Origin of the sequence: Corallococcus aberystwythensis, assembly GCF_003612165.1 — a bacterium.
Lineage (GTDB): Bacteria > Myxococcota > Myxococcia > Myxococcales > Myxococcaceae > Corallococcus > Corallococcus aberystwythensis.
In genome coordinates, this window is the sequence record NZ_RAWK01000002.1 from 41,213 (window position 1) to 54,871 (window position 13,659).

Annotated in this window: 10 protein-coding genes; 2 read left to right on the forward strand and 8 right to left on the reverse strand. The window is 68.2% G+C overall.

Annotated features, from left to right (window positions below; genetic code table 11):
• Window positions 1–23: 23 nt before the first annotated feature.
• On the reverse strand, window positions 24–1,718 hold the full coding sequence (locus D7W81_RS00520) for an acyclic terpene utilization AtuA family protein (protein WP_120553340.1): 1,695 nt from the start codon (window positions 1,716–1,718) through the stop codon (window positions 24–26).
• Window positions 1,719–1,813: 95 nt separating this feature from the next.
• Here D7W81_RS00520 and D7W81_RS00525 point away from each other — a divergent pair, with 95 nt between their 5' ends.
• Window positions 1,814–2,434 carry a TetR/AcrR family transcriptional regulator gene (locus tag D7W81_RS00525; protein WP_120553341.1) on the forward strand — a complete coding sequence of 207 codons (621 nt, stop codon included), beginning with the start codon at window positions 1,814–1,816 and terminating at the stop codon, window positions 2,432–2,434.
• 66 nt (window positions 2,435–2,500) lie between these two features.
• Here D7W81_RS00525 and D7W81_RS00530 read toward each other — a convergent pair whose 3' ends face one another.
• The 3 genes from D7W81_RS00530 to D7W81_RS00540 are packed head-to-tail and all read right to left on the reverse strand — an operon-like array spanning window position 2,501 to window position 4,870.
• On the reverse strand, window positions 2,501–3,277 hold the full coding sequence (locus tag D7W81_RS00530) for a zinc-dependent metalloprotease (RefSeq protein WP_120553342.1): 777 nt from the start codon (window positions 3,275–3,277) through the stop codon (window positions 2,501–2,503).
• An 18-nt stretch (window positions 3,278–3,295) separates the two neighbouring features.
• Window positions 3,296–4,069: a trypsin-like serine peptidase gene (locus D7W81_RS00535; RefSeq protein ID WP_120553343.1), complete on the reverse strand. Its 774-nt coding sequence runs from the start codon at window positions 4,067–4,069 to the stop codon at window positions 3,296–3,298.
• Between the two features lie 30 nt (window positions 4,070–4,099).
• Entirely contained in the window at window positions 4,100–4,870 is a 771-nt protein-coding gene (locus tag D7W81_RS00540; RefSeq protein WP_120553344.1) for a zinc-dependent metalloprotease, read from the reverse strand.
• Window positions 4,871–5,245: 375 nt separating this feature from the next.
• Between D7W81_RS00540 and D7W81_RS00545 the strand changes: the two genes are divergently transcribed.
• On the forward strand, window positions 5,246–6,424 hold the full coding sequence (locus tag D7W81_RS00545) for a DUF6068 family protein (protein ID WP_120553345.1): 1,179 nt from the start codon (window positions 5,246–5,248) through the stop codon (window positions 6,422–6,424).
• A gap of 8 nt (window positions 6,425–6,432) precedes the next feature.
• On the opposite strand, the gene D7W81_RS00550 is transcribed toward D7W81_RS00545, so the two are convergent.
• The 4 genes from D7W81_RS00550 to D7W81_RS43200 form a co-directional block, all read right to left on the reverse strand.
• Window positions 6,433–9,489 carry a poly(A) polymerase gene (locus tag D7W81_RS00550; RefSeq protein ID WP_120553346.1) on the reverse strand — a complete coding sequence of 1,019 codons (3,057 nt, stop codon included), beginning with the start codon at window positions 9,487–9,489 and terminating at the stop codon, window positions 6,433–6,435.
• 95 nt (window positions 9,490–9,584) lie between these two features.
• Window positions 9,585–10,982 (reverse strand): EH signature domain-containing protein, encoded by a 1,398-nt coding sequence (locus D7W81_RS00555; RefSeq protein WP_120553347.1) that lies wholly within the window; start codon window positions 10,980–10,982, stop codon window positions 9,585–9,587.
• Between the two features lie 11 nt (window positions 10,983–10,993).
• Entirely contained in the window at window positions 10,994–11,683 is a 690-nt protein-coding gene (locus D7W81_RS00560; protein WP_244226892.1) for a hypothetical protein, read from the reverse strand.
• A gap of 41 nt (window positions 11,684–11,724) precedes the next feature.
• On the reverse strand, window positions 11,725–13,659 hold the full coding sequence (locus D7W81_RS43200; protein ID WP_244226893.1) for a coiled-coil domain-containing protein: 1,935 nt from the start codon (window positions 13,657–13,659) through the stop codon (window positions 11,725–11,727).

A 13,659-nucleotide genomic window follows, 5' to 3' on the forward strand; every position in this document is an offset into this window, starting at 1 on the left:
GGGCTTGGGAGCGCGCGAAGGCGCTAGAGAAGCGAGTCCGGGACGTCGACGTGGCGCGAGCGCAGCCATTCGCCGAGCGCCTTGGCCTGCGGGTCGAAGCGGGTGGACGAAGAGACGCCCTCGCCGAGGAGTCCCTCGATGACGAAGTTCAGGGCGCGAAGGTTCGGGAACACGTGGCGCTGGATCTTCAGGTCCCGCGTCTCCGGGAGCAGCGAGCGCAGCTGCTCCTCCGTGAGGGTGTGCATGAGCCAGCTCCACGCATCGTCGGTGCGGACCCAGACACCGATGTTCGCGTCTCCGCCCTTGTCCCCGCTGCGGGCCAGGACCACCTGGCCCAGCGGCACGCGCCGGGTGATGCCCGCCAGGAGTGGCGCGGGCGGCGACGGCGCGGGGACCGCTTCGAGCCCGCGCGTCTCCTCCGGCGGCAACACGTCAATGCGGCGCCCGTCCGGAAGCACCGCGACGTGCGGCACCTTCCGCGCGTCCACGTAGGCCGGCGTGTAGACGCCGAAGGGTGAAGCATCGCCGGGCAACGCGGGCAGGAAGAACCCGGGGTAGCTGGACAGGGCGAGCTCCACCACCGCGCCGTTGAAGGAACGGCCGGCGACCTTCGGGTCGGCATCCTTCACGGTGACTCGCAGCGTCGCGGAGGCCTGCTCCTCGCTCAGCGCGTCGGGGCGGTCGGTGCGCGCGAGCGTGTAGAGGACCTCGGCGGGCCGGGGCTTGAGCGTCGCATCGAGCTGGGCCTGCACGAGCGCGGCCTTCTCCTCGATGTCCAGGCCGACGAGCACGAACTGGGCATCGTTGCGGAATCCGCCGAGCCGGTTCAGGCACACCTTCACGTCCGGAGGAGGCGGCTCGCCACGCACGCCAGACAGGCGCACCCGGTCGGGGCCGTCAGCTTCGACCACGATGGTGTCGAAGCGCGCGGTGGCGTCAGGACCGGCATAGCGGGCACCGCCGATTTCATAGACGAGCTGGGCCTTCACCGTGTCGACGGTGACGGCGCCCCCGGTGTCCGGATGCTTCGTGATGATGCAGGAGCCGTCGGCGAAGACCTCCGCGAGCGGGAAGCCGGGCCGGCGCACATCGATTTCGCCGAAGCGCGCGAAGTTGCCGCCAGTCGCCTGGGCTCCGCATTCCAGGACATGGCCCGCGACCATGGCGCCCGCGAGGCGGTCCCAGTCGTCGCGCTTCCAGCCGAAGTGGGAGGCCGCGGGGCCGACGACGAGCGACGCATCCGTCACGCGCCCCGTGACGACGATGTCCGCGCCCGCGTCGAGACACGCCGCGATGCCCCAGCCACCCAGGTACGCGTTCGCCGTGAGGGGCTGATCAAAGCCCAGCTCGTCCGCGCGTCCGACGAGGTCATCGCCTTCGACGTGCGCGATGTTGACGGTCAGCCCCAGCTTCGTGGCGAGCGCGCGCAGGTCGTTCGCGAGTCCCTGCGGATTGAGGCCGCCGGCATTGGTGACGATGCGGACCTTGCGCTCCACCGCCAGGCCAAGCGTCTCCTCCAGCTGGCGCAGGAACGTCCGCGCGTAACCGCCCGACGGGTTCTTCAGCCGGTCCCGGCCCAGGATGAGCATGGTCAGCTCCGCCAGGTAGTCGCCGGTGAGGACGTCCAGCGGGCCGCCCTCCAGCATCTCGCGGAACGCGGAGAGGCGGTCGCCGTAGAAGCCGGATGCATTGCCGATGCGCAGCGACCGCGAGTCCATCGCACCTCCGTAACAGGGAGCGGGGAGTCTGTACCCCACCCCCAAAGAAAGCAATCACGATTGCTTTTTTCTTCCCGCCGCAACAGTGTGGACCCATGAGCGGCACGACACGGCAGGAGCAGGAGCGCAGCCGGGTGACGCGGCAGAAGCTGATGACGGCCGCCATCGAAGTGCTGGTGGAGAAGGGCTGGGCGGGGGCGACGACGGGCGCCATCGCCGAGCGCGCGGGGGTGTCACGCGGCGCGTGCCAGCACCACTTCCCGACGCGCGCGGCCCTGGTCGCTGCCGCCGTGGAGCACGTCTTCCACCAGCAGGTGGAGGAGTTGGTGCGGCGCGTGACGGGCCTGCCGGAGAGCCGGCGGCGCGTCGAGCCCGTGTTGAACCTGCTCCACGACGTCTACGCCGGCCCGCTCTTCACGGCCGCGACGCATTTGTGGGTGGCGGCCGGGGCCGACGAGGAGCTGAAGGCCCTCCTGCTGCCGCTCGAAACGCACGTCGGCCGCGAGGTGTACCGGCTCACCGTCGAGCTGTTGGGACTCGATGAGCGCGACCGCGACGTGCGCGATGCCGTGCGCGCGACGCTGGACCTCCTGCGCGGCCTGGCGCTCGCGAACCTGCTCCACGACGACACCGCCCGGCGCCGCAAGGTGCTCGCCCACTGGGCGCGGACCCTGGAAGCCCAGCTCACACCGAAGCGCGCGGCGCAGACGGACTGAGCTGCTTCGGGCTCGCCCCGGGCACGAGCGTGGCGCCCGGAGCAGAGCCCTCCTCTTCCACGGACTTCAGCAGCGGTAGAGCGAGTACAGCGCGGTGATGTCCGTGCTGGTGAACTCGCCGGTGGGGTTCGGCGGGAGGCAGGCGTTGAAGATGGACCCGTTCACGTAGGACGTGGCGGGCGTGCCAGGGATGAGGATGGCCCCCACGCCCGCCGTGCCCTCGCTGCCGCCCGTGCCACAGCTGATGACCTGGGAGTAGTAGTCCGAGTGGCGCATGCCCAGCGTGTGCCCCAGCTCGTGGGTGATGATGTGCTCCACCGTGTCGAGCGGGGCGGTGTTCCACCCCGTGCCGATGGTGATGGTCCCGTAGGGCAGGCCTCCCGACGGGTAGCCCGCGTTGTAGACCGTGCCCGCCGCGGTCGTCGCGGTGATGTTCGCGTTGCAGCCCGTGGTGGGCCCCCGCACCATCGTGAAGCAGAGCCCCAGGGCGTTGTAGTTCTGGATGGCCAGGTCCAGGCCCTGGCTCAGGCGGGTGTTGCTGTTGAACGTGGACGTGGGGTTGAGGCAGATCTTCCTCACCACGGCCTTGTTGACGACGTTGGTCGTCCGGTACTGCTCCGCGCTGTCCCCACCGGACTGGAGCATCTCGCGCGAGGCCTCCACGCTCACCTGCGCGTCGCCGCCCACGTAGACGGACGCATCCGAGACGGTGATGTCACCTCGCTGGAAGCCCGCCTCGACGAGGTTGGAGACGATCTCCTGGCGCTCCTGCTCCAGGTCGGTCCCGCAGCCGGACAGCACCGCACCACAGCTCGCCACGAGCACTGCCGCTCTCTTGAACATGGACGTCTCCCCTTGGCTTCAGCGCGCGACGATGTCTGCGTCCACCAGGTACGGCGACGCCGCGACAATCGCTTCCATCGTCCAACCCCGGTTGGCGCCGCGGCCGGTCTCGTCGCAGTCACCGTCGGTGTGGATGCCCAGCAGTTGGCCCTGGCGGTTGAGCACACCCGCGCCGGAGCTTCCGACCAGGGTGTCCAGGTCCACGTAGTAGACCAATGAATTACAAGCATCCAGGTACTCGCCTTCGGCGATGACCTTGGGCTTTCCCCGGGGGTGCTGGATGATCGCCAGCCGCTCGCTGGGCACGGCCGTCAGCAGGACGGGCGTCACCTTGGGCAACACGTCGAGCTGGATGAGCGCGTAGTCGGGTTCGAGCGATTGCTCGATGACGGTGCCCTCGGTGATGAGCGGGTCACCGTCGGACTGGTCCTCGAAGTTGAAGACGAGCAGCGGCCGGTCCCCAAGAGCGACACAGTGTCCCGCCGTCACCACCACGGGGCCCGCGCTCGCTTCAATCAGGGTTCCGGTACAGCGCCCGTCAATCAGGACGACCGCGTCTTCGCTCGTCTGCGCGACGTCGGCGAACTCGCCCTGGTAGCTGTTGATGGGGGTGAAGTCGGCGGTCGGGCCACACTGCGTCTGGCCGCGCACCTCCGGAGGCTGGCGCACCCGCGACGCCGCAGGACTCTCACAGACTGCCGGATGGGAAACCGCGGGCACCTCCTTCTTTCCACAGGCCATCAGGCCCAGGAGGAGGAAGGTGCCCGCGAGGTTGCGACCCCACGGACTCATGAAGGACTCATGGGGTCGCAACGCCAGCCTTTAGTACAAGTAGTTCAGCGCGGTGATGTCGGAGCTGGTGAACTCACCGTTCTCCGTCGAGCGGAAGCAGGAGTTCATGATGGAGCCGCCCACCGTGGCGGTGCTCGGCGTACCGGGGATGAGGATGGCGCCCACGCCGGCGGTGCCCTCGTTGGTGGCGGCGCCACCGCAGCTGATGGAGCGGTTGTAGTAGTCCGAGTGACGGAAGCCGATCGCGTGGCCCAGCTCGTGCGTGATGACGTGCTCGTTCACGTCCGCGCTGTAGCTCTGCAGGCCCGTGCCGATGTTGATGGTGCCGTAGGGACGGCCGCCCGACGGGAAGCCCGCGGAGCCGCCCGCGCCGGACATGGTCGTCGCGGTGATGTTCGCGGTGCAGCCCGTGGTGGGGCCGCGCGCCATCGTGATGCGCAGACCGCGCTGGTTGTAGTTCTGGATGGCCGCATCCAGGCCCGCGCTGAGGCGGCTGTAGCTGTTGAACCCGGACGTGGGGTTGATGCAGATCTTCGTCACGCTCGTCCCGACGGTGTTCGTCGTGCGGTACTGCTCCTGGGTCTCCTTGCCCGTCTGGAGCATCTCGCGGGACGCCTCCAGGCTCACGTGCGCGTCACGGCCCACGTACACCAGACCGTCAGCCTCCATGATGTCGGACGCGGGGAAACCGGCCTCGATCAGGTTGGAGACGATCTCCTGGTTCTCGTTCTCCAGGTCGGTACCGCAGCCGGACACCAACGCACCACAGCTCGCCACGAGGACTGCCGCCTTCTTGAACATGAGTCGTTCCTCTGGTTCGGGGGAGATCCGCTGCCGCCTGACCTTCCCGTCAGCCGCGGACAGCTTGCCCCGCCACTGAGCAACTGCCGGGCCAGCGTTACGTCAGAGGGAATAACTCGGTTTTGTTGAATTTCATGGTGCGCGGATACTCCAGCTTCCAAGAATCTGAGCGTAACGTGACGTGACAGCCGGAGCCGTAAGTGCTTGGGAGCCAAGCTCTTTTGCGGCTCAAACGGGTTCTCACTGATTTTCGGACAGAGGTGTCTTCCTATCAGTCACCCTCCCCGGGGTCGGATTTACTCCCACTATTCGTGAAATACACGCAGAGCGCGTGAAAACTGGGAGTTGAATCCGCTCCCCGGATATCCCGTCCCCATGACCATGCGCCCTTCCCTTCCCCTTGCCGCGCTGTTGGGTGCGGCCCTGTCGTTCCTCCCCGGCTGCGAGAGCTCGAAGTCGAGCGGCCCTTCACCGTCCGACACGCGGTCCCAGGACACCGCGTCCGTGCAGTCCGCCGAGGCCTGGGCGCGCGCACGCGTGGGAGATCGCGTCACCTACTCTTTCCACGCGACGCAGGGGCCTGGGCCTCGCGGCGGAACCGCGCGCACCCTTCAAGGGCAGCTGACGCTGGAGGTGGTAGCCGTACAGCAACCCTGGGTCTGGGTGCGCGCGGCCTTCAGCGATGACGCCGGCAAGCCCCTGCCCCAGGCGCGACTGGCGCAGGACCTGCTCTTCCCCGTGCGCGCGGACATGACGCGTCCGCTGGACGTGCCGCATGGAGGCAAGGCCACCGCCGAGGTCGCCTCCAGCGCGGGCAGGAGCTGGGAGGCCATGCGCTACGTCAGCGACCAGCGCTCCTTCGACGGTCCCCTGCGCACGCGCGTGTACGCCAACGCGCCAGGCCCGCTGTACCTCACGCGCGGCTTGATTGAAGCGGGCACGGAGTCCGCTGGCTTCCGCACGCCGGGAGGCTTCCAGCTGACGCTGCGTGAGGTCCGTGAGGGCTCGGCCGAGGCCAGCGCTCCCGCGCCCGCGATGGAGCGGCCCCTGGGCCCGGGCGCGTACTACGAGCGGTTCGTGGACGTGGGGCCCGCGCCGGGCGTGCAGCGCGTGTGCTTCACCGCGGAGCGCGGCTACCTCCTGCGCACCGAGGGCCCCGCCGAAGGCAGTGCCGCCCCCTGCTCCGACTTCTCCCAGGCCGAGCCGGAGCCGCTGGAGGAGCTGCTGATGGGGCTGCCCTGGGAGGTGGTCGCCTCGGAGGAGTGGCCGCCCGCCGCCGCCGCCGCCGGCACCCGGGGCACGTTCAGCGCGCAGGGCCGCGACGTCCCCGCCCTCATCGAGCAGGGCCGCGAGAACGTGGAAGGCACCGAGCGCGTTTTCATGCAGACCTACGCGGCTGAGCCCTGGGCCCCGGGGCTCGCGGGCCTGCCATACGAGGCGCGCTTCCAGCCGCTCGCCAGCAGCACCGAGCGCGTGGAGGCCGGTGGAAAGCACGAGTCAGAGGGTGGCACGCGGATCGTGCGCTGGGGCTCGTGGCTCGCGGGACAGAAGTGAGAAAGGCTTTACGGGGTGGGTGTGTCACTCCGTGAGCTGTCATTGCCACGGACGAGCTCGGCCTGGAGCACCGCGCCGGATGGGCGGCGCGTCCATTCCAGGAAGGACGCGCGGAACGCCTCCACCGCCGCGGCCAGTGGACTGGAGGGCTGCCAGGACAACGCGGCCGTTTCGCGCGCCTCCAGCCCGATGAGCAGCGTCCCTCCAGCCTGTGGGGGCTGGAGGGGCCGCACGGAGAGACGCCGGTCGCCTTCCAGGCGATACACCAGGGCCGTGACGTGTCCGAGGATCCACCCCGCGACGGCCTCGCGGTCTTCAGCGGAGGCCGCTTCGACGGACAGGCGCAACGCGGTGGGTGGGGCCGCGTTGGCCTCCAGCGGCTGGAAGAGCGCCGTCCACGCGGAGGGCGTTCCCGAAGCGCGAGCGTTGGCCACGAACTCGCGGGCACGGAGCAGTTCCTCCCGGATGACGCGGAACGTGGACCGCGACACGTTGCGCGCGGTGTTTCGCGCGGGGAGCGCGGGGGCGATGACGGGCAGGAGGTCGCGCTTGCCGTCGGGCCGGTAGCGCGCCGTTTCGGGCGTGAGCGTCACGGGCTGGGGCCACGGCCAGGAGGCGAAGGTGTTGAAGAAGTGCGAGAGCAACGCCGCGTCGGTCCGCAGGGCGTCCGGGGTCGCGCGGGTGCAGGCCCACGCAGCGAGCAGCGTCCACGACAGCCCACCGAGATAACCCAACGCATGTGAGTAGATGCCCCGCGCCCGGGCCCAGCTCTTCACCGCTCGCAGCAAGGCACGGAACCGTTCGGCCCGTCCGCCGTCACGGGCGATGGCGTCCATCAGGCCCAACGTGTCCGCCAGTCCCAGCACGGCGCGGAGCCCCGCGGAGTCGAGCTGTGAGCCATGTTGTTCGACCAGGGTCAGGGGATCGCCAGGGGGCACGCCCTCCGGACGGCTCGCATAGGCCAGGTCGAAGCTCACGCCCCCGAGTGACACCTTCACCAGCGGGATGGCGGCGTCCGCCACGTAGCGAGCCGAGCCTGGTGCCAGTTCGTGGAGAAGCGCTCGCGCGAAGTCCTCGCGGGAAAGGCTGGCCGGGCCGATGGCGACGGCGTCCACATCACTGCCCGCGCCATCCGTGCCCAGGAGATACGAGCCATAGGGATGCAGCGTGGTGCCAATCCGTTCACAGTGCTGGCGCAGTTGCTCCACCGCCGCGGTCCTGGCGGCGTGTCCCGCCTGGGAGTCACTGGCGCCAATGGAAGCCAGGGCCTCCCGCAGCGGCGCGTCTTCGCGCTCTGGCATTGCCGCCCGGGTCCGTGAAAGGGGAATGCGCCGGATGACCTCGAAGGGCGCGTCGCCCTTCCTCCGGATGAGACAGAGCTCACCCACGCGGAACTTCAACGGACGCCAGTTCCGCTGCCACTCGGCGAGCGTGCGGGCGATGTCCGGCGAGAGCGGGAGCTGCCCCATGGACAGGTGCGGCGTGAAGCCGCCATGGGCGGAGGTGGCGCATTCGGGCAGGGCCGCCACGAGCTTCACGTGCAGCGCCGCGAGCGCACCGGAGGGCTGATCATCAGGACGAAGCCACGCCGTCGCGTTGGCGCGGTGCTCGAAGTGGCCGAAGGTGGAGAGCGTCACGTCGAAGGGTTCAACGCCCTGGAGGGCATCCACGAGGAGCGCCTCCGCCGTCTCGAAGTCCTCTTCGGGCACGAACGGATACAGCAGCGTGATGTGAGGCATCCACCGCTGGAACTTCGCGTCGTGCTTTTTACGCAGGGCCTGGATGGGGCCCCAGACGTCATCGGGAGGAATGAGCACCAGCGCCGTGTGGTGGACAAGCGCCGTGGAGGTTCGCGCGGCGAGCCCCACGGGGGATGCAACGGTTTCACGGCGCAGGACGCAGCGCAGTCCGAAATGATCCGATGCGAAGAGGGCCTGCCCCGTGGGCGCGGGCGGTCCCGCCAGGGGCGCTTCGCCGAAGAGGCCCACGGACTCTGGAGCGAGCCGGCCCGAAGGCGACGCCACCAGCACGCGGTCCAACCGCTGGAGCCGCCCCGAGACGGTGGTGAGCGCCGCCAGGGTGTTCAACAGGGGGTTGAACGTCTCCCCCTCTTCCGAAGGCCGCAGCGCGGACCACGCGTCCACGAAGCCCGCGCGCGAGAAGGACGCTGCTTCCGGCGCTCCGTCACCGAAGTTGAAGTCACCGGCCAGCACCAGGTCCGGGGCTTCGGCATCGCTCGTGGAGCCCAGCACGCGGGCCCATTCGAGCAGGGCCTCGACCTGCACGGCACGCGCGGAGGCTCCGGACGCATCGCGGTTGCTCGTCAGGTGCGGCGTGGCCACCCAGAGCGGGCCCTCCGCGAGGCGCAGCTCGGCGGCGATGAGGCGCTTGTCCCGGGAGAAGACGCGCTGCCACACGGAGGCAAGCGGCACGCGCGACAACAGCACCTGACCATAGGTCGCCACGGTATGCGCGCCAGGACCGTCGGACAGCCAGTAGCGTTCGCGCACCCAGGGTTCAGCGAGCAGGGTCCGGAGGAACGACGGAGTGACTTCCTGAAGCGCGATGACATCCGCGTCCGTCTCGCGGAGCAGCGCGAGTGCCGCCGGGGTCCTGCGCTCGGTCGCCAGCAACTCCGCGTCGTACAGGTCGAAGAGGACGTTGAAGGTGGCAACGGTGAGCGCGGCGGGAGTGTGAAGCGCGGGGCCCGGCGCAAGCGAGGCCTCGCTCCAAGCGCCAGTGCGTGCGTCGAACCGCCATGCGGGCAGCGGCGTGAAGCCCGGCACCGCGAGGAGCGGAGATGACGCGGGCTCCTCCGCGGGCCGGGCGTTGCTCAGGAGGTCGATGCGCTCCTTGCGATCCCACACCACCTGGGGCCCGCGCTTGAAGTACCAGACGCGGTGCCAGGGGATCTCACCATCGGGGACGAACGCCTCGAAGGGCATCTCCTCCATCGCGCCCCGGTGCGCGTCGTAACCGACGACGAATTCGCGGGCATCGAGCCGGGAGTCCCACCGGATCCGGTGATACACCTCGCGGCTTGTCGTGAAGCGTTCCTGAGACATGGCGAGGATCCGTGGGTGAAGGCAGCCAGATGGCGCGCCGCCTTGACGCGACGGCCTGGGTCCACCTGACAGAGAGCATCGCAAGGTCCAGCGGCTCAGCGCGCGTTGCGTTTCACTGGGCGGTCCTTCGCGATTCCCAGTTCTAGGAGCGCTTGCTCGAAGCGGAGCTGCCAGCCAGTGGCGTGGACCAACCGGATCGCGCCCAAACTCTTGAGGTCGCGTGCACTTTCAACCGCCCCCCGTCTCAGCACCTGGGTCGAATCTCTCTCTTGCTCGTAAAGGTAGGTGGCGTTTCCAGTCCTCGAGAACTCCACCGCCACGTGCCTTCCGAACGACAACTCGAATGCGCTGACATCGCCCCTTGGAAGCCGTTTAGCGCGTCGGAACGCGGCCTGCTGTTCGGCTGGCAGCGTCGCGAGCCTCGACTTCAGGGCGTCATACGTCACGGAGTCCAGCCAACAGGTGGTCCGGCGGATCGACCCCAGGTAGTTCAACCAGAACTTCCGCCGGTCCTGCTCGTGCATCGCACGTTCAAAGAAGAACTCCAGGTCCTGCTGGATGAGCGCGGTCAGGAACGTATCGAATGCCGCCTGATCCACCTTGCGAACAGAATCCCAGCCCTGGGTCAAGGTCGTCAGCCGGGGGTCCCCGAAGACGCTGTCCCGGATGATCAACCGCTCCTCAAGCCGTCCCCGGACGTCAGGCGCGACCTGACCATGGGCCCAGCATTCCAAGGCGGCGGAGACCACGGCGACACGAGACTCCAGCGGAGCCGAAACCGCGACGTCATCCATGTTGTTGTGCGGCAACCACGTCCGCCCCAAGGGCACATCCACGAGGAACTTCAGGCCCTCCGACACGTCCTTCCGGGCATTGAGCCTCTGCCGGAGATGCCTCGCGATGACGTGCCCCGCGTAGGGGGCCCCAGGCTTGAGGCCGGCATTCTTGAGCATCTCGACCACGCCACCGAGTGGATGGGACAGCCAATGCACCGCCAGCATGAGGGGCCCATTGGCGCCCAATGCGTCCTCGACGGACATGGGAAGCGCCCAGCGTAGTGCGCGCTTCTCCAGGGCGCGCTGCCCCACCAGACGAGCCCAGACGCGTTGTGAAGCAGCGTCCTCGGATGAGCTCCAGTCGCGAAGCCGCTGCCGCACCAGCCGGGGCAGGCTGTCCGGGCTCTGGTCGAGGAACCAAGCCATGCGCTCCGGCCCCACCTCACGCCACAGGCCCGGCACCGCGCGTTGCTCCCGGCGGGTCAGGCTGGAGAAGTCCCGCTCCTGCAGCTTCTTGAGGACCGCCGCGACGTCCAGCGTCTGTCTCATCCGGACGAGGCGGTCAGGCTCACGGTCATCCGCCCGCTGTTGGGCTGTCTCGACCCGGAGGACGAGTTGCCGCATCCCCTCTTCCACCTGCTGCTGGAACGTCCCGAGACCGGCCAGGACAACCTTCTGCCGTTCGCCCACCTCATCGAGCCAATCGTCCAGTCCCATCTCTCCCCCCTCTACAAACGCAAGTCGCCGCGAACACGAAGCACGAGCCGTCGGTTGGACGGCTCATTTCCAGCCGTTCCGGGCCGGGGTGCGGTTTGGCCGCGTCCCGAGACAACGAAGTTCGCATCCAGGCAGTCACGCTCGTAGCCGGCGTCCTGGAGCTGATTTCGCACCGTGAAGAACACCTCCTGCGCACGTGACGCGCTGGCACGGACGTTGTTCTCGAAGCTGAACCGGGCAATCCCATTGCGTACGCCGCACTCGCCACTGGTGCCCAGGAACGGACGGTCGTCCGTATGACCTTCGAGGATGATGGACGGCTCAGCCCCCGCGTCACGCATTGCATCCACGGCCTCGCAGACCCGGTGGATGAGGGGAACCGCACCTCGTTGGAACTGCTCCACATACTCAGGGGGCGTGCGGCACTCACCAAGCCCGAACTGGAGGTTCTTGAATTCGATCTCCAGCGCGTTCACTCCGCCGTCCAGACCGCTCAGCGCGATAAAGCCTCCATCCAGCCCTGAGTTCAGGACCACGAGGTCCTCCCGCAGTGCCACCAGCGAGGCCTGCACCCCGTCCTTCTGCGAGTCCACCTTGCCGATGGCGACCTCCTTGTCCCGGATGGCCTCCTCGCGCTGCTTGCGCGCTTCGAGGATGAAGATGACGGCCAGCAGCAGGAAGACCACCGCGACGCCCGCCATCAGGTCCGCGAGCGACCGGTCACTGCTTTCGCCCGAGGAGCTCATCGCCGCGTCACCTGCTGCCTCAAGGACTCCTTGAGCTGCTGCACCGTCTCCGTGAGGTCGTCCACGCCCTGGACGAGCTCCCCCGAAGAGCGATCCACCACCGAGTCGAGCCGATGCATGACCTCCGTCCACTGACTGCTCAGGATCTGGGCCTGCCGGGTGACGGAGTCCTCGTAGTTCTTCGTCAACGCATTGAGCATCGGGCCCACCCTGTCCACGGCCTCGCGCTGGGCGTTGAGGAGCGTCTCCTCCTGCTTCACCACGCTCGACCGCTCCTGGGACAGCCGCTGGAAGGCATTGGCCGTATCAATCAACCGCTGAGCGACCTCCTCCATCTTCACGGAGACCGCGCCTGCCTTGTGATGGGACTCGCCTACGCCCCGGGACGCGGCAGCCAGCTTCTCCGCCGCGTCGCTCATCTGCTTCGTCAGGCCGCGCAGCCCTGCCTGAGTCTCCCCCATGACTCTGGAGAACTCCTGGGACTGGGCCTGGAACTGGCCCATGTCGGATGTGGACCGGACGCGGAGTTCCTCCAACTGTTCGCGAAGGACACCGGACTGCTGCACGGTGCTGGTCTGCATGTTCAACGAGGCCTGCGCCGCGAGGCGCACCATTTCGCTGGAGCTCTCGCGCATTTCCGTGAGCACGTCCTTGAAGCTGCTCACGATGTTGGAGCCGCTGCCCTCCAGTTTGTTCCTGACACCGTCGAAGCTTCCGACCAATTCGGACACCTTCTCGCCCAGGGCCTCGACGGCACGCTGGTTCTCGCTGCCCCACTGACGCGCATGACTCCCCAGGCTCTGCGTCATCACCTCGAACTGCTGCTCCAACCGGGGCAGGACCTCCACGAGCCCGGCCATCTGGCGCGCCATGTCCTGGGACTGGGTATGGAACCCGCCGGACACGGAGTCGCGAAGCTGTTCGAGGATCCGCCCCAGGTCGTGTTCCTGCTGGCCCGCGAGCGCCTGCTGGATGGCACCCAGGTGCGTGCGAATGCTGGCCATCTCAGCTTGCATGGCCGCCGTGAAGTCCATCGAAATGGACCTCTGGAATTCCGCCGCGATTTCACGCACCGCCTTCTCGACCGAACCCAATTGCCTCGTGATGACATCCCCGACCTGCTCCTTCATCATCGTCCCGAAGTTCTTCTGGACCTCGGTCCCGATGTCCTGGAGCGACACCTCGACGCTTTCCAGGTGAGACAGCCGGTCGGAGAGTTCCTTGCGGGTCTGGACGACTTCGGTCTTCAACGCCCCCAGTGCATCCCGGCGGGCAGAAGCCAGCGAGATCTCGTGCGCGTCCAGGGTGAGCGTGTGGCGCTCGAAGCTCGCGCGCATCGCGTCCAGCCGTTTCAGGAGTTGTCGCTCGGAGGAGAAGGCAAACGCTTGGAAGAAGAGCGTTCCCAGCAGGCCTGCGGCGGAGATGAAGAACTTGGCGCCCATCTTGCCAATGGCTTGCGAGAGCAGGTCCGCCTGCGAGGCGCCATCCGTGCCCGTGCTCGTCAGGGCCGCCTGGACCGGCCCCACCAACACGACGCCCAGCAATCCGAAGGTCATGACCAGGGCGATGCCCGTCAGGTTCCTCCCAATCCCATGCCCCACGGAATGCCGGAACAAGGCGCGGCAGGTCTCACGCAACTCCCGCGAGGGTGATGAGCGCATGAGGACGGGGCCCGGAAACTCCTGCCGGCCCGGAGGAAAAACGAGCTGCTCCCGGACGGCCCGCCACAGCGCGCGGCCCTCATCCCGGGCGTCCGGCTCCTCACGCCGGCCAGACAGCAGATCCACCAGGTGGACCTCCACGTCCTGGATAGCCTGCGCCAGCCGCCACCGGCGCCATGCCACGGAGCCCAGCGACACGAGCGTCAATGACACGATGATCAACAGCGGAATCCGCAGCGACCCATCTTGCAGGACCGACAGTTCGAGCAT

What these genes read in the sequence shown, in the direction of transcription:
- D7W81_RS00540 (WP_120553344.1), bottom strand. Translation starts at nt 4,870, where the DNA reads ATGTTCAAGAAGGCGGCAGTCCTCGTGGCGAGCTGTGGTGCGTTGGTG.
- D7W81_RS00550 (WP_120553346.1), bottom strand. Translation starts at nt 9,489, where the DNA reads ATGTCTCAGGAACGCTTCACGACAAGCCGCGAGGTGTATCACCGGATC.
- D7W81_RS00560 (WP_244226892.1), bottom strand. Translation starts at nt 11,683, where the DNA reads ATGGCGGGCGTCGCGGTGGTCTTCCTGCTGCTGGCCGTCATCTTCATC.
- D7W81_RS00530 (WP_120553342.1), bottom strand. Translation starts at nt 3,277, where the DNA reads ATGTTCAAGAGAGCGGCAGTGCTCGTGGCGAGCTGTGGTGCGGTGCTG.
- D7W81_RS00555 (WP_120553347.1), bottom strand. Translation starts at nt 10,982, where the DNA reads ATGGGACTGGACGATTGGCTCGATGAGGTGGGCGAACGGCAGAAGGTT.
- D7W81_RS00535 (WP_120553343.1), bottom strand. Translation starts at nt 4,069, where the DNA reads ATGAGTCCGTGGGGTCGCAACCTCGCGGGCACCTTCCTCCTCCTGGGC.
- D7W81_RS00520 (WP_120553340.1), bottom strand. Translation starts at nt 1,718, where the DNA reads ATGGACTCGCGGTCGCTGCGCATCGGCAATGCATCCGGCTTCTACGGC.
- D7W81_RS43200 (WP_244226893.1), bottom strand. Translation starts at nt 13,659, where the DNA reads ATGCTCGAACTGTCGGTCCTGCAAGATGGGTCGCTGCGGATTCCGCTG.
- D7W81_RS00545 (WP_120553345.1), top strand. Translation starts at nt 5,246, where the DNA reads ATGACCATGCGCCCTTCCCTTCCCCTTGCCGCGCTGTTGGGTGCGGCC.
- D7W81_RS00525 (WP_120553341.1), top strand. Translation starts at nt 1,814, where the DNA reads ATGAGCGGCACGACACGGCAGGAGCAGGAGCGCAGCCGGGTGACGCGG.